Below are 16,219 nucleotides of genomic sequence, written 5' to 3'. Positions count from 1 at the left end.
CGGTCCCGCGCCACCCGGGGTCAGTTGAATCGGTAGGTATAGCTGGCGAAACGCGGTTTTTCGGCGCCGGCGTCCTCCCAGCTGTAGCTGTAGGTGCCGATATGGTCCAGCCGGAACCGGGTGTCGGCGTGGATGGCGTGGCCGCTGCGCCGTGCGCGTTCGCAGAAGGAGTAGTCCTCGGCGAGATACCAGTGGCCGCCGTCGGGCTCGGGGACGACGAGCGGGAGGAAGAACGGGATCAGCGTCCGGCCGAACCGCTCGTTGCAGACCGGCAGCTTCTCCTGTTTCACGATGTCCTCGTACACATAACGCCGGGTGTGCAGAAATCCGGTCCCCGCGTAGAGGATTTCCTCCAGTCCGCCGCCTGCGCCGAGCTCGAACTTCGCGGTTCCGGGCAGCACATGACAGGCCAGTGCGCGCTGGCCTTTCTTGACGCAGATACCGCTCACCACCGGGAGATCGTGGGACCGCAGCATGTCCACGGCATCGGCCTCGAATCCGGTATCGGAGTCGATCCACATCAGCTCCTCGAAACCCGCCGCGAGCGCGTCGGTGGCGAGCTGGCTGCGGACCTGGTCGATCGCCGCGCCGCCCGGCACCCGCCATACCGGGTAGCCGCGTCGTTCCAGTTCCTCGAGCGCGGATTCGCACGGTGGTTCGATCCGGCTGCCGACCGGTACCAGGACAACGCAGCGTGCGGGATCCATGTCCAATGCTCCACCTGTCGATGCGACCACGATCGAAACCGAATGTACCTCCGGTGCCGGGCCGGACCGCGCGATGTACCGAGGTCCGACGACGAATTTCCTTGCAGGCCACGAGGAATTCACGCTGGTGCGTTGTAATCCGGGGGTGCGGTCTTCGCGGAGGCCCCGGACCGGAAGGACTGAGAAAGCACCGTGGTGAACGAACGTCTGCAGGAAGATATGGCGACCATGCTGTCCGGCCTGAGCCATCAGATGCGCAGCATCGCGGAAGTGCAGAAGAAGCGTTCCTTGCTCACCGCCACGGTCCTCGCCGAGGAGAAGCGGATCGAGGTGACGGTGAATGCCGACGGCTTGCTCATCGACACCAAATTCGCCGGCGATGTTCTGGACCTGACGATGGACGAGATCGCGGTGGCGATCACCAAAGCCGTTCAGGATGCCGCGGCGCAGGTCCAGAAAAAGGCCCGGCAGCTCATGGAACCTGTTATGGAGCACCGGAATTCGCTGCCGAAACTCTCCGAGATGGTCGAGGGCGCGCCGGATCTGGCGGGGTTGATACCCCAGCCGCCGAAAACGCCGATCGTATCGCCCGACTCACCGGACTGGCCGGGGAACAAACCGGATGAGCCCGACGATCCGGGGCCGGTTTCCGTGGTCGCGGACCGGGACTGACAACGCATCCGATCATGACGGGCCCCGCGGTGCCGCAGCAGGCGCCGGTCGCCGAATACGACGGAAAGTGAACGCTCATGGCATTGGACCTGAATACGCTGTCGAGTCTCACGACGCAGGCGAACGAGGGACATCTGCAGTTCACCCCGAAGGATGCGATCACCGCGGCCCGGGCGGCCGCCGATCTGGTCGATGATCTGCGGGGAATGGCCGATGCCATCACCGAGCACAAGCTGGATATGCTGGATCCGGCGCCCTTCGGCGCATTGGGGTCCAGTAATCAGCTCGCCGGCGTGTACAGCAAGAAGGCCGGTCGGCTGTACGAGATTCTGCGCGAGCACGCCACGGTGCTCGAGGGTATGAGTCAGCTGTTCATCGCCGCCGGCAAGGCCTACAAGGATGTCGATCAGGCGTCGAAAGACCAGCTCGCGGCCATCAAACCGGGGGAGGGTGCGGCGGATTACAATCCCGCCACGGTCGGCGGCGCGGTCGAACCGCCGGACTGGCAGACGCTGTTCTCCGGCAAGGGCCCCGATATTCCGACCGGTGTGAAGAACTACGGCGGTAACAAGGATCCGGGCGACGCCATCAAGGTCGAGGCGCAGGACGCGGTGTCCTGGCGCGAGATGTACGACCACGGTCAGTCCATCAACGCGCAGGCGGTCATGGATCGTTCGGCGACCTGGGGGTCGCTGGCGAGCGATTTGGGCAACAAGCTGAACGGCCTGGTGAACACCATTTTCCCGCTGGCCGACTCGTGGAAGGGCACGGGCTCGGCGGGGGCGCAGGAGGCGGTCCGCAACTACCGCAACGGAGTCCAGCCGTTGATCGACTCCATCGAGCAGGTTCGCGACAATATGGCCTACGCGGCGACGTTCTTGGCGTACACGAAGGCATTCATGCCCGGTGTCGCGACGGAGCCGGGTGGCTGTCATGAACCGGACCTCGGGGATTTCCGGGGCTACCTCAACACCTACTACCTCGAACCGATGAAGGAAACGGTGAAGGTCATGCCCGTCCTGGACGGGCCCATCACCAAGCCGGAGGGCAACGGTGACGGTAGTGGTTCCGGTAGCGGTAGTGGTAGTGGGTCCGGCAGCGGCAGCGGCAGCGGTTCCGGCAGTGGCAGTGGCAGCGGTAGTGGTTCCGGCAGTGGCAGTGGCAGCGGTAGTGGTTCCGGCAGTGGCAGTGGTTCCGGCAGTGGCAGTGGTTCCGGTAGTGGTAGTGGTTCCGGTAGCGGCAGCAGTTACCAATCCGGTTATGAGGACGGCTACGAGCAGGGCTTCGAAGACGGTCAGAACACCGACCAGGGCCCCGGAGGTTCCGGTGGCGGTTCCGGCAGCGGCCAGGGGTCCGATTACACCGGTGGGCAGAACGGTTCGGGCGGCGGCCCCGGCAGCGGCGCCGGAATGGGCAACGGTTCCACCGGATACAGCACGCCCATCGGAGCCGGTTCGAAGGGCAACTCGTCTGGTGGCGGCGGGCCGGCCAGTACGCCCACCCAATCCTCGGGCGGCGGACCCTCCATTCCGTCCATGCCCGAAACCGCCTCTTCGGGCCCGCCCATGCCCTCCATGCCCGAAACGGCCTCCTCGGGCGGTAGCGAATCGGGCGGCGGAAGTCCCGGCGGGCAAAGCGGCGGCGGCAGCCCGGCCTACACCGGCAAGCAGCAGAGCCCGTCGATGCCGAAGATGCCGTCGGCCGAGGATCTGCTCGGCGGCGGAGGCGGCGGCCCCGGGTCGACTGCCGGCAACAGTCCCGGCTCGGAGGGCGGACCCGGTTCGGACTCCACCGGCGGTGGCAGCGAGATGCCGGAGAACCCGACGGCCGCGGATATCCTGAGCAAGCTCACGGGTATCCCGATCTCCGAGCTGCCGGACGCGCTGAAGAACCGGAAGATCACGGCATCGGACGGTTCCGGCGAGCCGTCGCTGGCGGACGCGCTCTCGCAGCTCACCGGTGTCCCACTGGAGGAGATGCCCGAAGAGCTGAAGAACACCCCGCTCTCGTCGCTGTACGACGAGAACTCGCCCTTCGGTCAAGCGGATACGCTGTTCGGCGACGGTTCCGGTTCGGGCAGCGGCAGTGGCCTCGGCGGCGGGCTCGGTGACGGCGCCCCGGGCAACAGCTGGTCGGGCGCGGGTGGCGGAAGCGGGGCCGGCGGTAGCAGCAGTCAGGACCCACTGGGAATTCTGTCCAACCTGCTCACCCAGGGCATCCAGGCCTTCGCTCAGCTCGGCGGTGGTCTTCCGGGTATGGACGAACTGGCCCGGATGCTGGATCCCGGCCAGATCCAGCAGCACCTCCAGGGCATGCTGGATCCCGCTCGGGAGCAGCTCGACCAGCTGGCCAATGCGTTCGGCGGCGGCGCCGGGGCCGGGGCCGGCGGTGGTGGCGCGGGCGTGCCGGGCGGTGTTCCCACTCCGGAGCAGCCCATGGCGCCCTACCCCGAACCGCAGCAGGCGCAGTCGCAGCTGTTCCCCAGGGCCGCGTTGGCCGGGCCGGGAATGGATCCCGCAGGCGGCCATCAGTCGCCCACCGGTTCCTCGGCACCGATGGGTGGAGCGCCGATGGGCGGCGCTCCGGGGGCCGGTGCCGCTAATTCCGGCGGCCAGAACGACTACAAGGCGCCGAAGTTCCTGCAGGGTCGCGAGAATATGGACGATGTCTTCGACATTCCGGACCGGGTGAAGCCGGTGATCGAACCGTGAGGAGTTGGGGGCTCACCGATCTGGAGTTCCGGGCCCTGTGCGGAGAGCACACCGAAGGCAGGTTGCCGCGGCCGCTTGTCTTCACCAGTTCCATCCGCTGGGCCGACGACCTCGAATGGGAGCTCACGGAGGTCGCCCGGGATCTGCGGGCACGCCACAACGGCGAACTGGACGCGTTCGGTGTCGCGCTCGCCAAACCCGATGTCTTCGTGAGTCTGCAGGCGTTCGGTGGCGACGAGGATTTCGACAACCCCGAAACGCGGGTCCGGGTGCACGCGTTCCGGCAGCGCGCCCGGGGGTTCGTGATCACCCAGCGGCCCGGCAAGACGGTGCACCACGCCGCCGGCTTCGATATCGTCGAATGCGATCCGCACGCGCTGGGCGAGATCGTGCTGTCCCGGGTGCCGTTCGCCCGGGCGGGACGACTGCCCGACACCGCGATTCCCGACACCACCCGTGATCCCAGGTTCGAACCCGGATACAGCTCATCCGGTTCGATCATCTCCGATTACGACGACGACGAGAACGAAGACGGTGGTAACGACTACGACCGAGCGCTGACGTTCTTGCGTACGGCCGCTGTGCGCAGTGGCTCCCTCCGGGTGGTCCAGGGACGGTCGAAATACGGTCCCCGCGGTCGTATCGAGATGGGAATGCTGTGGCGCGATGTCGCGGGGGACGGCCGGTACGTGATCCCGATGAACCATCCGGCACCGTCCGCGACGGGAATGGGGACCGAGGAATTGACGGCGTGGATCGATGAGCAGATGGATCTGCTGGTGACCCGGCTCGACCGGAATATGGAAATCGAGGAATGACCGCCGGTGCCTGAGTCCGTCGAATACCGCTGGAGGCTCACCGGTCTGCAGTTCAAGGTGCTCTGCGAAGACCGCCGTATCGGCGGCCGGCTGCCGCGCCCGTTCACCTTCACCAGCGACACCAAATTCGCGGACGACTACGAGGCCGAGAAGAACGAGGTGCGCGCCGGCCTGCGGCAACTGGCGGACCCGGAATTCGACGTCATGATTCACACGCTCATCAGGCCCGACATCATGGTCACCGCGAACCTGTGGAACGAGCGCCACCATACCGATCCGCAGCAATGTGTCCGGGTCCACGCGGTCCGTCGTGACGATCGTGGCTATGTGATCACCCAGCGGCCGGGGGAGACCGTGGCCCATTCCGGTGGCTTCGATATCGCCGAATGCGGTCCGGAGGCCCTGGGGCGCGAGGTGGTCGGTCTGCTACCCGCCGTCGATGCGGGCCGTGACCCCGAGTCGGTGGCCGGGCTCCTCTCCGGAGACGGGGTCTCCGGGGCAGGTGAAATTCCCGCCGCTGCCGCGTCGTTCGCGGCACCCGGCCCGGACGCCGGAGTGTTGAAGGTGATCCAGGGGCATCTGGGATTCCGGGAGCCGGGCATCATCCACGTGGGTCTGGTCTGGCGAGATGTCCCGGGCGACGGCCGGTACGCGATGGGGCCCGAAGAGGAGATGACCGGGATGGACGGCAACGCGATCTGTGACTGGATCGAGGCGCGGATGGCGGAGATCATGCTCCGCCTGGAGCGGTAGCCGCCGCCGGAACTGCCCTCCGTGAGCCCTCGAGCCATGTCGATACCGCCCGCCCGGCGCGCGGTATCGTCACCGATGTTCATGACCATTACGAACCAGAGGATGCGCCGTGACCGACTTCGAGACGATTCTGCTGGAGCGTAAGGATGGGGTCGCCCTCATCACGCTGAACCGGCCCAAGGCGTTGAACGCGCTCAACGCGCAGGTCCTCGACGATGTTATCGCCGCGCTCGACGAGGTCGAACGCGACGACGAGATCGGCGCCGTGGTGATCACCGGTTCCGACCGGGCCTTCGCCGCCGGGGCCGATATCAAGGAGATGCAGCCGAAGTCGTATATGGATATGTTCCTGGACGACTATTTCGCCCGCTGGGAGCGGCTGGCCCAGTTCCGCAAGCCCACCATCGCGGCGGTCGCGGGTTACGCCCTGGGCGGCGGGTGCGAACTGGCCATGATCTGCGATCTGCTGATCGCCGCCGATAACGCCAAGTTCGGCCAGCCCGAGATCAAGCTCGGCGTGATCCCCGGTATCGGTGGATCGCAGCGGCTGACCCGCGCGATCGGTAAGGCCAAAGCCATGGATCTGGTGCTGACCGGCCGGAATATGGGCGTCGAGGAGGCCGAGCGGGCCGGGCTGGTGTCCAGGGTGGTGCCGGCCGCGGAACTGCTCGATACCGCGCTCGAGGTGGCGTCCACCATCGCGTCCATGTCGCTGCCGGTGGCCATGATCGCCAAGGAGGCGGTGAACCGCTCCTTCGAGACGACGCTGAGCGAGGGCCTGCGGTTCGAGCGGCGGGTCTTCCACTCCCTGTTCGCCATCGAGGATCAGAAGGAAGGCATGGCGGCGTTCGTGGACAAGCGCGACGCCCGGTTCACCAACCGCTGATCCCGCCTCGCCCGCCGGGCCGGCCGGAACCCGGTTACGGCTCGGGCGGGGCGTCGAGGACGTCGGTGGGCACGTAGTTGTTCCGGGCGGGCGCCGCCGTGCCGTTCTGCGCGGTGAGCAGCCCCGCGACGGTCGCGCCGAGGCCGATCGTCACGGCGGCCGCGGCGTACACCTTGCGCCGCCCGACCGTCGGCGGCGCCAGCGGGACCACCTGCCCACCGGCCCGGATATGAGCGGTGCGGATACCGGCGGCGGGGCGTTCGGCCGCGAACAGCAGCGCCCCGCGGGCCGATACGTACTCCGGTTCGGAGTCGCAGATGAGCGGGATCTCCAGGAGATCGCCCACGCGGGCACACAGCGCCGCGTTGCGGGTGCAGCCGCCGAGCAGGGCCAGCGCGTCGGGGGTGATCTCGGTTTGCTCGGCCACCCGCTGTACCAGCCCGGCGGCCTCGCGGACCGTGTCGGCGCAGAGTTCGGCGAGATCGCTGCGGGTGATGACCGCGCGTTCGGCGGTATCCGGATCGGCCGCGGTGACCACCCGGGCGCTGCTCAGCGCCTCGCGGTACCGTCCCGCCGCGGCCTCGTCGGTGAAGACGCCCGCGCCGTCGAGCCATTCGCACAGCAGCTCGTCGTAGGCGTCGCCGCCCACTCCGGTGCAGAAGGTTCCCGCGAGCACCGTATCGGTGCGGCAGTCGAGCTGGGTGAGGGTGACACCCGAAGAGCCCAGGTCGAACAGTGTCACCGAGCCGGCGGCCGGGAGTTTCTCGGTGAACCGCAGGTACCGCGCCTGGGCCAGGGCCTCGTCCACGAGCGTGACCCGCCCGGTGCCGAGAGCTTCGCCGACGAGTTCGGCCTGATACCGGTTCTGGCAGGTCACGGCGGTGCCGGTGATGTACTCGTCGCGCCGGCGGGCGGCGCTGTACATCCGCCGGACGGCGGTGAGCACGGGTTCGACGGGGGAGGCGCCGGCCGCGGCGCGGATATGGCAGCGATCGATCGGCGGCAGGTGGGGTTGATCGGAATGTGTGAGTACTGCGCGCGCTCCCGAGGAGCCCATTGATACCCCGAGAACCAGCACCATAAACATATGGTGCGCCGTGGGGGCGGTGTTGCCAAGCGGAATGACCGAGAAATTTGCTGTCCGGGTGCCTGACCGTCGTTTGTTTGCCGGCGCCCGGGCAGAAGAGGCCGATCGGTCGGTATCAGCTCTCGTGCCAGCGGGCGGGTTGCTCACCGGTATCGAAGTCGCCCGCGGTATGACGGAACTCCGCCAGCAACTGCAGCAGCGTCCGCAACCGGTCGGGCGGCAACTCCGGCCGCGCGAAGACCCGCTCGTTGAGGTATTCGGTGGCTTCGGCGACGAGATCCCTTCCGGAATCGGTGATCTCGATCAAAGTGGCGCGCCGGTCGTTGGGATGCGGGACCCGGTTCACCAGACCGGCCGCCTCCAGCCGGTCCACCGAATTCGTGACACTGGTCGGATGTACCTGCAACCGCGCGCTGGCCACCGCCATCGGTAGCGCGCCGGTGGTGCTGAAGTTCAGCAACTGCAGTAGTTCATAGCGGGAGAAGGTCAGGCCGGTCGGCCGCAGCGCCTCGTCCACCCGGGCCATCACGATCTGCTGGGCCCGGACCAGTGAGGTCACCGCCGCCATACCGTCGGCGACCGAGCCCCAACCGTGGCCCACCCACTGGCGATGGGCCTCCTGAATCGGGTCGAGCGGTAGCGGACGGGGGCGAGACATGTTTTCGATCATTGCACGCCGCCGGGCGCAGGCCCCGAACCGTGCGCCGGACGAGCGGCCGCCGCCGCCTCTACCGGCCGCGGCGGTCGAGACGGCGCCGATCTGCCGGCCATGCGGGCACGCCGCGACCGGCCGCCGCCGCGATTGCGATCTCCCCGATCTCAACTCTGTCCCGGACCGGGGGCCCGGGTCATGATGTTCCGGTCACGCGGGCGTGGCTGAGTGGTTGAGGCAACGGTCTGCAAAGCCGTTCACGCGGGTTCGATTCCCGCCGCTCGCTCGAGGGATCGGCCGGAACCGGGATGAGACCGGTTCCGGCCCGCCCTGACCGCGTTCCACCCGGTCAGCGCAGGCCGGAGAAGTCGCGTGTGACGACGTGATTGCGGTCCGCGAAGGTGCCCAGGGCGTAATCGGGCAGCAGGCCGAAGTATTCGCCCCGGGTCAGCGTGCTCCAGCGCCGCGATTCGGGGGTGCGGGTCTTGTAGAAGTTCACCATGTAGCCGCCCTCGTAGAGCCGCAGCAGGCTGTAGCCGCCGGGATACTCCTTGATGGCTCCCACCTCCAGGAACTCCACCGCGCACGCGGTATCGGGCCGGGTGCGGCGGGTGCGGTGGGTGTGCCCGCTGTGTTGCAGGAAAACCCCCGGCGTGCGCTCGTACAGCCGTTGCAGTGCCAGCGAATCGGCCCCGTCGAGCACGAATCCCGGTCCGGCGAAATTGGTCAGCCCGGACTCGGAGGTAACCGGGTGATGACCGAAAACCGCAGTGGGGCGGTCGGGTTCGGCGCGCAGCGCGGCGGTCATATGGTCGAACTGGACCGGGTCGATCACCCCGCCCGCCCCGTCGAGCGCGCTGGTATCCAGTCCGAGGATCCGCAACCCGCCCAGTTCGTGTTCGACGAGATGTTGCCGCGGGCCGAAAACCTCACTCCAGCAATCCCGGTGGTCCGCCGCGCCCGGTACCGCGGGGCAGCCGGCGTAATCGGCTCCCGTATGCGGCCGGTCGTGATTGCCCCGTACCGCGAGGTAGTCCTGTCCCGCCACGCCCCAGTGGTCCAGCCGGGTGCGCACCGCGCGCAGGTCGGCGGGCGCCGCCTCCGCGGTCAGGTCGCCGGCCAGCAGCAGGAGTTCGGCCCCGCGGTCGGCGCGGCGCAGATCATCGAGCAGAGCGTCGAGCATGACCTCCGGGTAGGGCGCCGCGCCCGGCTCCTGGCGCAGTCCCGGTGGCAGGTCACCGACCACCAGCCCGCTCACGGTTTCGCCGTAGTGGATATCGTTGGCCAGGGCCAGGGTTCGCAGGAGCCGGCCCGGCGGGGGCACCAGGGTGGTGAACATACCGGCCGTCTCCGGCGACCCGGGCAGCCCGGTGCCCGCGGAGAGCGCCGGCGTCGCCCGCACCCCACCGCAGCGTGCTTCGAAACGGTAGGCGCGACCCGGCTCCAGCCCGTCCACCTGTGCGTAGTGGAAGGGAGTCGCCGCTTCGGACGCCCAGACCTGGCGCAACGGCCGGGAACCGTCGGCCGGGCCGAGCAGCAGTTCACCCTCGGCGGGCACCGGAACCGGCCGTCCCGCGGCGTCGGCGGCGCGACCTGTCCAGGTGAGTACCGCCGAGGTGTCGGTGACCGTGACGACCTCCAGATCGGTCGCCGCGAACGACCCGGACCGCGCCGCCGCGCGACCCGCGCCGGCGAGCCCGGCGGCGGGCAGCAGGGCGGCGAGACCGAGCGCGCCGAGGAACGTGCGGCGCGAGGGTCCGCAGCAGCTCATCGGCGCATACTCAGGTGCCCTGGGCGCCGGACGACGAGCAGACCCGCCATTCGCCGTCCTCTTTGACCAGGTTCTCTTCCGAGCTGTCGTCCATCTCGTCGTCACTGCTCTCGCCGGGCATCGAGAAGCTGAACTTCCCGGTGAGCTGGGCCTTCGCCTGATCCCCGGTGATCACGACATCGTCGATGGATTGGATCTCCACCGAGAATTCGAGTTTCTCGGCTTCGGATTTCTCCGAATCCGACATCGCCCCGAACTCGTCCCGGTCGGCTTTGCAGGCCAGATCGGTGGCGGCCTGGAAGCCGTTGGCACTCAACGTGTCGTAGAACTCGTGCAGCGCGGCCTCGACCTGCTGTTCATCGGAGGACAGCGGGGTTCGGCCCTGGATGGTCAGCACCACCCCGACCGCCACCACACCCACGACCAGCAATACCGCGACTACTGCCGCGCCGATGATCACACCGGTCCGGCGTTTGCGCGGCGGCGGGGTGCCCGGCTGACCGGGATAGCCGGACTGCGGTGCGCCCGGGTCGCCCGAGTAGCCCTGCTGCCCCGGATATCCGGGCGGCTGCTGCGGGTAACCGCCCTGTGGGATCCCGGGTTGGGGTGGGGGAGCGGGCTGCGACCAGCCGGCCTGGTCGGGGTGGCCCGGTTGCGGGCCATCGGGAGGTCGCGGGCCGTTAGGCGGCGGGCCTGCCGGGGGGTTGGTCAAAGCCGTCTCCGTTCCGGGGAGTGTTTGCCCGAACATTACGACAAACGCCGTACCGGCGTCCCCTGCGCCCGCGCGCCTGTCGATTGTGGGCGGCGTCCGCAATCCCTTCCCGCGCGGGATCGCCGGTGCGCTTTTACACTCGTGCCGGGTGCGGGCCCCAGACACGCGGAGGTGTACGGCATGGGCGGATCCGGTGTTCACCTGTGTGGCAGCGTCCCACTGCCGGACGCCGCGGGTGTGTTCATCCAGGTGGCCACGCGTTTGGGCGTCCATATCACCCGGATTCCCGACGGCGAGACCGGTGACCGCGGCACCGGCGTGCCCTGGCAGCTGACCCGGCTCCGGGCCCATCCCGATCTGGTGGTCGTGCCGCCGCCCGGTCCGGAGTACGGACCCGGTGAACGGGTGCGACCGGCGCCCGGGATCGATCCCGCGGCAATAGATTTCGGACCACTCGGTTATGCCGAGTCGGCGCTGCGCTCGTGGCAGGTGTTCGAGCGCGTTCGCGCGGACGGTGCGATCCGCCCGGGCATCCGGTTCCAGGTGAGCCTGCCGACTCCGGTCGCGGTGACCGGTGCGCTGTGCGCCGGGCCGCAAGCCGCGCTCGAACAGCGCTGGGAGGCAGGGATACTCGACGAACTGGCCCGGATCTGCGCGGCGGTCCCGCACCAGGATCTGGCGATCCAATGGGATGCCGCGGCTGAATTCGCGCTCTTGGAGGGCGCTTCCCCGTCGTGGTTCGGCGACGACCGACCGGCGATCTTCGCCGGAGTCGTCGAACGCCTGGTGCGTCTGGGCGAGGCCGTCCCGGAGGGCGTACAGACCGGGTATCACCTCTGCTACGGCGATTTCGGTCACCCCCGCGCCACCGAACCCGCCGACACCTCGAAACTGGTCGCGGTGGCCTCGGGCATCGTGCACAGGCTGACCCGCCCGCTCGACTGGATTCATCTGCCGGTCCCCGAAGACCGCGCCGACGAGGAATACTACGGCCCGCTCGCCGCCCTCGCCCTCGCCCCGGAAACCGATCTGTATCTGGGCCTGGTGCACGCCGCCGACGGGTTCGACGGCGCCCGCCGCCGGATCAAGGCGGCGCAGGCGTTCGCGCCCCGGTTCGGTATCGCCACCGAATGCGGTATGGGACGCCGCCCGGCCGATCAGGTCCCGGCCCTGCTGGATCTCCATGCCTGCCTGGCGAACTCCCTCGACTGAATCCGGAATTCATGCCGAACCCGCCGCTACCGCGCTCCGATGACCCGCCTGCCCGTTTCGCCGTCACCATCGCCCCGCCACCGTCGTATCAGCATCGGGAAGCGTTCCGGGAGGTCGCCGAGACGGTCGATATCGCCCTGCGGCGACTGGGCCACGACAGTGTGCTCACCGACGAGCTCCGGGTACCCGGCCGCCGGCCCATCGTCTTCGGCAGCAACACCCTGTCCTGGTGGGGGCTCGAGGTCCCCGACGACGCCGTGCTCTTCAATCTGGAGCAGATCGCACCCGAATCCGAGTGGGTCACCGAGGAACTGCTGTCCCTGTTCCGCCGCCATATCGTGTGGGACTACAGCCTGCGCAATATCGCGGCGCTGCGGGAGCTGGGTGTTCCGGATGTACGCCACGTGCCGATCGGCCATGTCCCCGAGTTGGAACGTATCCCGCCCGCCGTCGAGCGGGACATCGACGTCCTGGTGGTCGGATCGCTCAACGAGCGCCGGCTCGCGCCGATCGAGCGGTTGCGCGGACTCGGCGTGAACGCGCAGGCGCATTTCGGCCTGTACGGCCCCGCCCGCGACGCGCTCTACGCCCGCGCCGAGATCATCCTGAACACCCACTACTACGACACCAAGATCTTCGAGATCGTCCGGGTGTCGTATCTGCTGGCCAACGGGCTGTTCGTGGTGTCGGAGGACTGCGCCGACGCGGAGGAGGCGGCTCCTTTCGCTCCCGCCGTCGCCTTCACCGGTTACGACCGCGTGGTCGAGACCTGCCTGCACTACCTCGACTCACCCGCCGAACGCGCGGCCCGCATCGAAGCGGGCCGCGAGATCATGCGCGACCGCCCGGCCACCGGATACCTCGCCGCCGCCGTCGCCGACCTCGAACGGCGGGTCGTCGGGCCCTGACCGCCCGCACCGCCCATAATTCGCGGATCGGTGACCCAACCGATCAGGAATCGAGAAGCGCAGGTCAGCGCGCCGCGGCTACCGTTTCCGGCAGAGACAGGCGCCGGGGCCGTGGTCCCGTGTGACGGACCGACCGACTGGAGGTCGAGCAGATGGCACAAGAGCAGAAGCAGAACAAAAGCGGCGGGTTCACCGCGCTGTCGCTGTGGTTCCAGCGCAAGATGAACACCCGCACGACCCGCCGCATCCGGCGCAAGGGCGGCCGGTTCATGGGTATGGACATGCTGATCCTGCACACGGCCGGCAAACGCACCGGCGAACCGCGCGAAACACCGATCAGCTGGTTCTCCGGCGGCGACGACTGGCTGCTGGTCGCGTCGGGCGGCGGCGACCGGAACCCGGACTGGTACGCCAACCTCATGGCCCATCCGGAACGCGCCGCCGTCGAACTGCCCGGCCGCGGCACGGTCCCGGTGACGCCCCATCTGCTCGCCGGCGACGACCGGGCGGCGGCCTGGAAGCGCATCACCGACGCGCAACCCCGGTACGAGAAGTACCAGCGGAAATCCGACCGCGAATACCCGGTCGTCCGGCTCACCCAGCGCTGACCGGGGGACCGCCGGACGTATGAACCACGAGGCTCCCGCCGGGTTCCGGTGGGAGCCTCGCTCGTGGTCGCGCGTCTCACGCCCGGCCGACCCCGCCGCGTTCGATCATCCCCGCGAAGGTCACCAGGTCCACGAGACTGCCGACCGGCCGCCACGGATGGTCCGCCCGCAGCCGGCCGATCACGAGGTGCGGTACGACGACCACCTCGGCGTCGTGCTCCAGCAGGTGCTGGATGGCGATGATCACAGCGAGTTTCGAAGTCGTATCGACAACCGCCGTGAACACCACGTCGAGCCCGTGCCGCGCTGTCAGCAGTTCGATATCCGTTGGTCAGAGACTTACTGATGGCGGTGCGTGCGGTCTACGTGCGATTGCGCGCCCGGGTTGTCTACTTGCGGTCGAGCGCTCGGATCAGAAGATCCTTGATCTCGGCCTGGGATTCTTCGAGGGAGCGCACTCGTGCGTTCGTGTCATCGACCTTGGTCGCGACCTGCCGGACGTTACTGTCGACACGATCGACCTTCTCGTGCAGGTGGTCGAGCCGTTCGCGGGTCTGCTGTCCGAGGGCGTTGACGGTGACCAGACCAGCCCGGTAGTCCGCGCGCTCCGCCTCCAGAGCGGCGACGCGGGCTTCGAGTTCGGCGAGCGTGGCGGACATAGCTTCCAAGAGTACCTGCATCAGTTTTCACCACGATCGACTTGGGCAGGGGCGCAGCGGTGCCTCTGGCGGCGAGTTTGCTCAATTCGGCGGCGATTTCCATCTCACGGCACGAAAAAGGCCACCTACCATGTGAAATGGAAGGTGGCCTGTGGTGCCCTCGGCAGGAATCGAACCTGCGGCCTTCTGCTCCGGAGGCAGACGCTCTATCCCCTGAGCTACGAGGGCGGGGATCCACCCGGCCGGACCGGTGACCGGTCGATCGGGCGGACCACAGCGTATCGCATCACCGCCGAGGAGGCCAAAACGTGTGGTGACAGGTCAGTTCATCGGTAGCGGCTCGGCGCCGCGGGCCGTGAGCATATCCGTCATCAGTCGCGCTTCGCCCTGCTGGGCGACCAGCATCTGCCCGGCCAGTACCCGGATTTCGGTGGTGGCGGCGTGTGCGGCGCCGTATTCCAGCATCGGCACCCCGCCCTCGTGATGGCGGAGCATGAGCTGGAGGAACAACGTGTCCTGGGCCGCACCCTTCGCGTCGCGAAGCTGCTGGATCTCGGCGGTGGTGGCCATACCCGGCATCGGCCGGTCGCTGTCCGCGTGCTCGTGGCCGCCGTGCCCCTCGTGCCCGCTGTGCTCGTCGGCGGGCATCCACGCCATATAGCCCGCGGACCCGCGCGCCGGCGCGCCCCACATCTGCAACCAGCCCTGCATCCGGCCGATCTGGCTCTGCTGCGTGGTGAGGATGTCGTAGGCGAGGCGCTGGACCGCCGGGTCGGTGGTGCCGGTGAGACTGATCCCGGACATCTCCACCGCCTGGGCGTGATGGGCGGACATGTCCTGTGCGAATCCGATATCGGTCGAGTTCGGCGGGGTGCGGTCCGGTTCGTCCGGGGACAGCAGCACCCCCGCCCCGAACCCGACCACGAGCAGGATGATCGCGCCGATGATCGACAGCGCGGTGCGTTGCCCGCGGACCTGCGCCCGCCAGCCGGTTTCGGGCGCAGGATCCGTCGTGTCGGTGTCGGCCGTCACCCGGCGGCTCCGGCGGGTGCCTGCTGTTCCGGCATCGTGCCCGGCATACCGGGGATGGCCGGGATACCGCCGGGCAGTCCGCCGCCCGGCAGGCCGCCGGGCAGTCCGCCGCCGGGCATACCGCCGCCGAGCTCGGCCTGGTCGGGCTGCAGGCCCTTACCGTCCATCGGCACCGCGTCGGGACCGGGTTCGCTCGGGTCGTAGGGCGGCGGGTTCTGGGTGTCGAACGCCATGGTGGCGCAGTCCGCGCCGACCTCGGGGTAGGCGAACTGGTTCAGCCGCAGCGCGGTGATGAACTGGCCGACCCGCTCGTCGTCGGCGCTGGGGACGGTGAGCTGGTGACCCCACGACTGCAGCGAGATCGGCGCCTCCTGGCCGGGGTGCGGTGACATCAGCATGTACTGCTGACCTTCGACCTTGCCCTTCAGCGTGTCGATACCCGACTGGTCGACCTTGTCCGGGTTGTAGGTGATCCACACCGCACCGTGCTCCAGCGAATGCACCGCGTTCTCGTTCCGCAGTGCCTTGTCGTAGACGGTGCCCATGCAGTTGGCCCACGACGCGTCGTGCGGGCCGCCGAACGGCGGGGTCTGGTCGTAGGCCACCCGCTGGGTCGCATCGATATGCAGACCGGCCGGGTACTCCTTCTTGACCACGCCCTCGATCTCGTCGGAGGGGTCCTTCTTCTGCTCCGACGGAGTGAACTTCTCCAGGGCGGCCCGCTCCTGGTACTTGGGCACCAGGTTGACGGCGAGTGCGGCGACGAGGCCGATGAGGAGCACCACCGCCCCCACCGTCAGCCAGGGAATTCGCTGGCCGAGCGGTGGCTTGCCCTTGTTCTTCTGGTTGTTCGTCCGGGCGGCGGTCACTTTGCCCGCCGCTTTGACGGCCTTCGCCGATTTGGCGCTGGTCCTGTTCGGCATACCGGTTCCAGTTCTTTCCACGCGATGAACAGTGCCCAAGGGGTGCGGCAGGGCCGGGCCCATCCACGGTCCGCGCGTGGCCGCAGCAGGGGCGGAGCTCCGCCTCGC

At 68.5% G+C, this 16,219-nt stretch carries 17 protein-coding genes and 2 tRNA genes; 9 read left to right on the top strand and 10 right to left on the bottom strand.

Going from position 1 to position 16,219, the window contains the following annotated elements; translation table 11 throughout:
• Nucleotides 1–20 precede the first annotated feature (20 nt).
• The gene (locus tag AB0F41_RS12140) at nucleotides 21–707 is read right to left on the bottom strand and encodes a hypothetical protein (protein ID WP_357422856.1); all 687 of its coding nucleotides are present in this window, start codon (nucleotides 705–707) and stop codon (nucleotides 21–23) included.
• A gap of 195 nt (nucleotides 708–902) precedes the next feature.
• Between AB0F41_RS12140 and AB0F41_RS12135 the strand changes: the two genes are divergently transcribed.
• The 5 genes from AB0F41_RS12135 to AB0F41_RS12115 all read left to right on the top strand — a co-directional run bounded on the left by AB0F41_RS12135 (nucleotide 903) and on the right by AB0F41_RS12115 (nucleotide 6,547).
• The gene (locus tag AB0F41_RS12135) at nucleotides 903–1,379 is read left to right on the top strand and encodes a YbaB/EbfC family nucleoid-associated protein (RefSeq protein WP_357422854.1); all 477 of its coding nucleotides are present in this window, start codon (nucleotides 903–905) and stop codon (nucleotides 1,377–1,379) included.
• Between the two features lie 77 nt (nucleotides 1,380–1,456).
• Nucleotides 1,457–4,090: a hypothetical protein gene (locus tag AB0F41_RS12130; RefSeq protein WP_357422852.1), complete on the top strand. Its 2,634-nt coding sequence runs from the start codon at nucleotides 1,457–1,459 to the stop codon at nucleotides 4,088–4,090.
• The gene (locus AB0F41_RS12125) at nucleotides 4,087–4,908 is read left to right on the top strand and encodes an ESX secretion-associated protein EspG (RefSeq protein ID WP_357422850.1); all 822 of its coding nucleotides are present in this window, start codon (nucleotides 4,087–4,089) and stop codon (nucleotides 4,906–4,908) included. The genes AB0F41_RS12130 and AB0F41_RS12125 overlap by 4 nt, the downstream gene beginning before the upstream one ends.
• Before the next feature lie 6 nt (nucleotides 4,909–4,914).
• Nucleotides 4,915–5,661, top strand: a complete 747-nt coding sequence (locus AB0F41_RS12120; RefSeq protein WP_357422848.1) for an ESX secretion-associated protein EspG — start codon at nucleotides 4,915–4,917, stop codon at nucleotides 5,659–5,661.
• 109 nt (nucleotides 5,662–5,770) lie between these two features.
• On the top strand, nucleotides 5,771–6,547 hold the full coding sequence (locus tag AB0F41_RS12115; RefSeq protein WP_357422845.1) for an enoyl-CoA hydratase: 777 nt from the start codon (nucleotides 5,771–5,773) through the stop codon (nucleotides 6,545–6,547).
• A 34-nt stretch (nucleotides 6,548–6,581) separates the two neighbouring features.
• Here AB0F41_RS12115 and AB0F41_RS12110 read toward each other — a convergent pair whose 3' ends face one another.
• Both AB0F41_RS12110 and AB0F41_RS12105 read right to left on the bottom strand, forming a co-directional pair.
• Nucleotides 6,582–7,628 (bottom strand): hypothetical protein, encoded by a 1,047-nt coding sequence (locus AB0F41_RS12110; RefSeq protein WP_357422843.1) that lies wholly within the window; start codon nucleotides 7,626–7,628, stop codon nucleotides 6,582–6,584.
• A gap of 121 nt (nucleotides 7,629–7,749) precedes the next feature.
• Complete coding sequence (locus tag AB0F41_RS12105) at nucleotides 7,750–8,292, bottom strand: MarR family transcriptional regulator (protein ID WP_357422841.1); 543 nt, start codon at nucleotides 8,290–8,292, stop codon at nucleotides 7,750–7,752.
• A gap of 208 nt (nucleotides 8,293–8,500) precedes the next feature.
• Here AB0F41_RS12105 and AB0F41_RS12100 point away from each other — a divergent pair.
• Nucleotides 8,501–8,572: transfer RNA gene (locus AB0F41_RS12100), tRNA-Cys, on the top strand.
• 63 nt (nucleotides 8,573–8,635) lie between these two features.
• Here the strand turns inward: AB0F41_RS12100 and AB0F41_RS12095 are convergent.
• Nucleotides 8,636–10,057 (bottom strand): metallophosphoesterase, encoded by a 1,422-nt coding sequence (locus AB0F41_RS12095; protein ID WP_357422839.1) that lies wholly within the window; start codon nucleotides 10,055–10,057, stop codon nucleotides 8,636–8,638.
• Nucleotides 10,058–10,067: 10 nt separating this feature from the next.
• Nucleotides 10,068–10,769, bottom strand: coding sequence for a hypothetical protein (locus AB0F41_RS12090; RefSeq protein ID WP_357422837.1), 702 nt, complete (start codon nucleotides 10,767–10,769; stop codon nucleotides 10,068–10,070).
• 180 nt (nucleotides 10,770–10,949) lie between these two features.
• Between AB0F41_RS12090 and AB0F41_RS12085 the strand changes: the two genes are divergently transcribed.
• The 3 genes from AB0F41_RS12085 (at nucleotide 10,950) to AB0F41_RS12075 (ending at nucleotide 13,497) form a co-directional block, all read left to right on the top strand.
• Nucleotides 10,950–11,981, top strand: a complete 1,032-nt coding sequence (locus tag AB0F41_RS12085) for a hypothetical protein (RefSeq protein WP_357422835.1) — start codon at nucleotides 10,950–10,952, stop codon at nucleotides 11,979–11,981.
• Between the two features lie 11 nt (nucleotides 11,982–11,992).
• Complete coding sequence (locus AB0F41_RS12080) at nucleotides 11,993–12,889, top strand: hypothetical protein (protein ID WP_357422833.1); 897 nt, start codon at nucleotides 11,993–11,995, stop codon at nucleotides 12,887–12,889.
• Between the two features lie 152 nt (nucleotides 12,890–13,041).
• The gene (locus AB0F41_RS12075) at nucleotides 13,042–13,497 is read left to right on the top strand and encodes a nitroreductase/quinone reductase family protein (RefSeq protein WP_357422831.1); all 456 of its coding nucleotides are present in this window, start codon (nucleotides 13,042–13,044) and stop codon (nucleotides 13,495–13,497) included.
• Nucleotides 13,498–13,573: 76 nt separating this feature from the next.
• Here AB0F41_RS12075 and AB0F41_RS12070 read toward each other — a convergent pair whose 3' ends face one another.
• From AB0F41_RS12070 to AB0F41_RS12050, 5 genes are all read right to left on the bottom strand, one after another.
• Nucleotides 13,574–13,786, bottom strand: coding sequence for a hypothetical protein (locus tag AB0F41_RS12070; RefSeq protein WP_357422829.1), 213 nt, complete (start codon nucleotides 13,784–13,786; stop codon nucleotides 13,574–13,576).
• A gap of 100 nt (nucleotides 13,787–13,886) precedes the next feature.
• A complete protein-coding gene (locus tag AB0F41_RS12065; RefSeq protein WP_357422827.1) occupies nucleotides 13,887–14,156 on the bottom strand; it encodes a hypothetical protein in 270 nt (89 codons plus the stop codon).
• A gap of 152 nt (nucleotides 14,157–14,308) precedes the next feature.
• A tRNA-Arg gene (locus AB0F41_RS12060) sits at nucleotides 14,309–14,384 on the bottom strand.
• 93 nt (nucleotides 14,385–14,477) lie between these two features.
• A complete protein-coding gene (locus AB0F41_RS12055; protein WP_357422825.1) occupies nucleotides 14,478–15,188 on the bottom strand; it encodes a DUF305 domain-containing protein in 711 nt (236 codons plus the stop codon).
• Complete coding sequence (locus tag AB0F41_RS12050; protein ID WP_357422823.1) at nucleotides 15,185–16,111, bottom strand: DUF3105 domain-containing protein; 927 nt, start codon at nucleotides 16,109–16,111, stop codon at nucleotides 15,185–15,187. Before AB0F41_RS12050 ends, AB0F41_RS12055 begins: the two co-directional genes overlap by 4 nt.
• Nucleotides 16,112–16,219 lie beyond the last annotated feature (108 nt).

This window comes from Nocardia sp. NPDC024068 (assembly GCF_040638875.1).
Taxonomy (GTDB): domain Bacteria; phylum Actinomycetota; class Actinomycetes; order Mycobacteriales; family Mycobacteriaceae; genus Nocardia.
The sequence above is the reverse complement of the archived record's forward strand: the minus strand, read 5'-3'. Positions and strand labels throughout refer to the sequence as shown.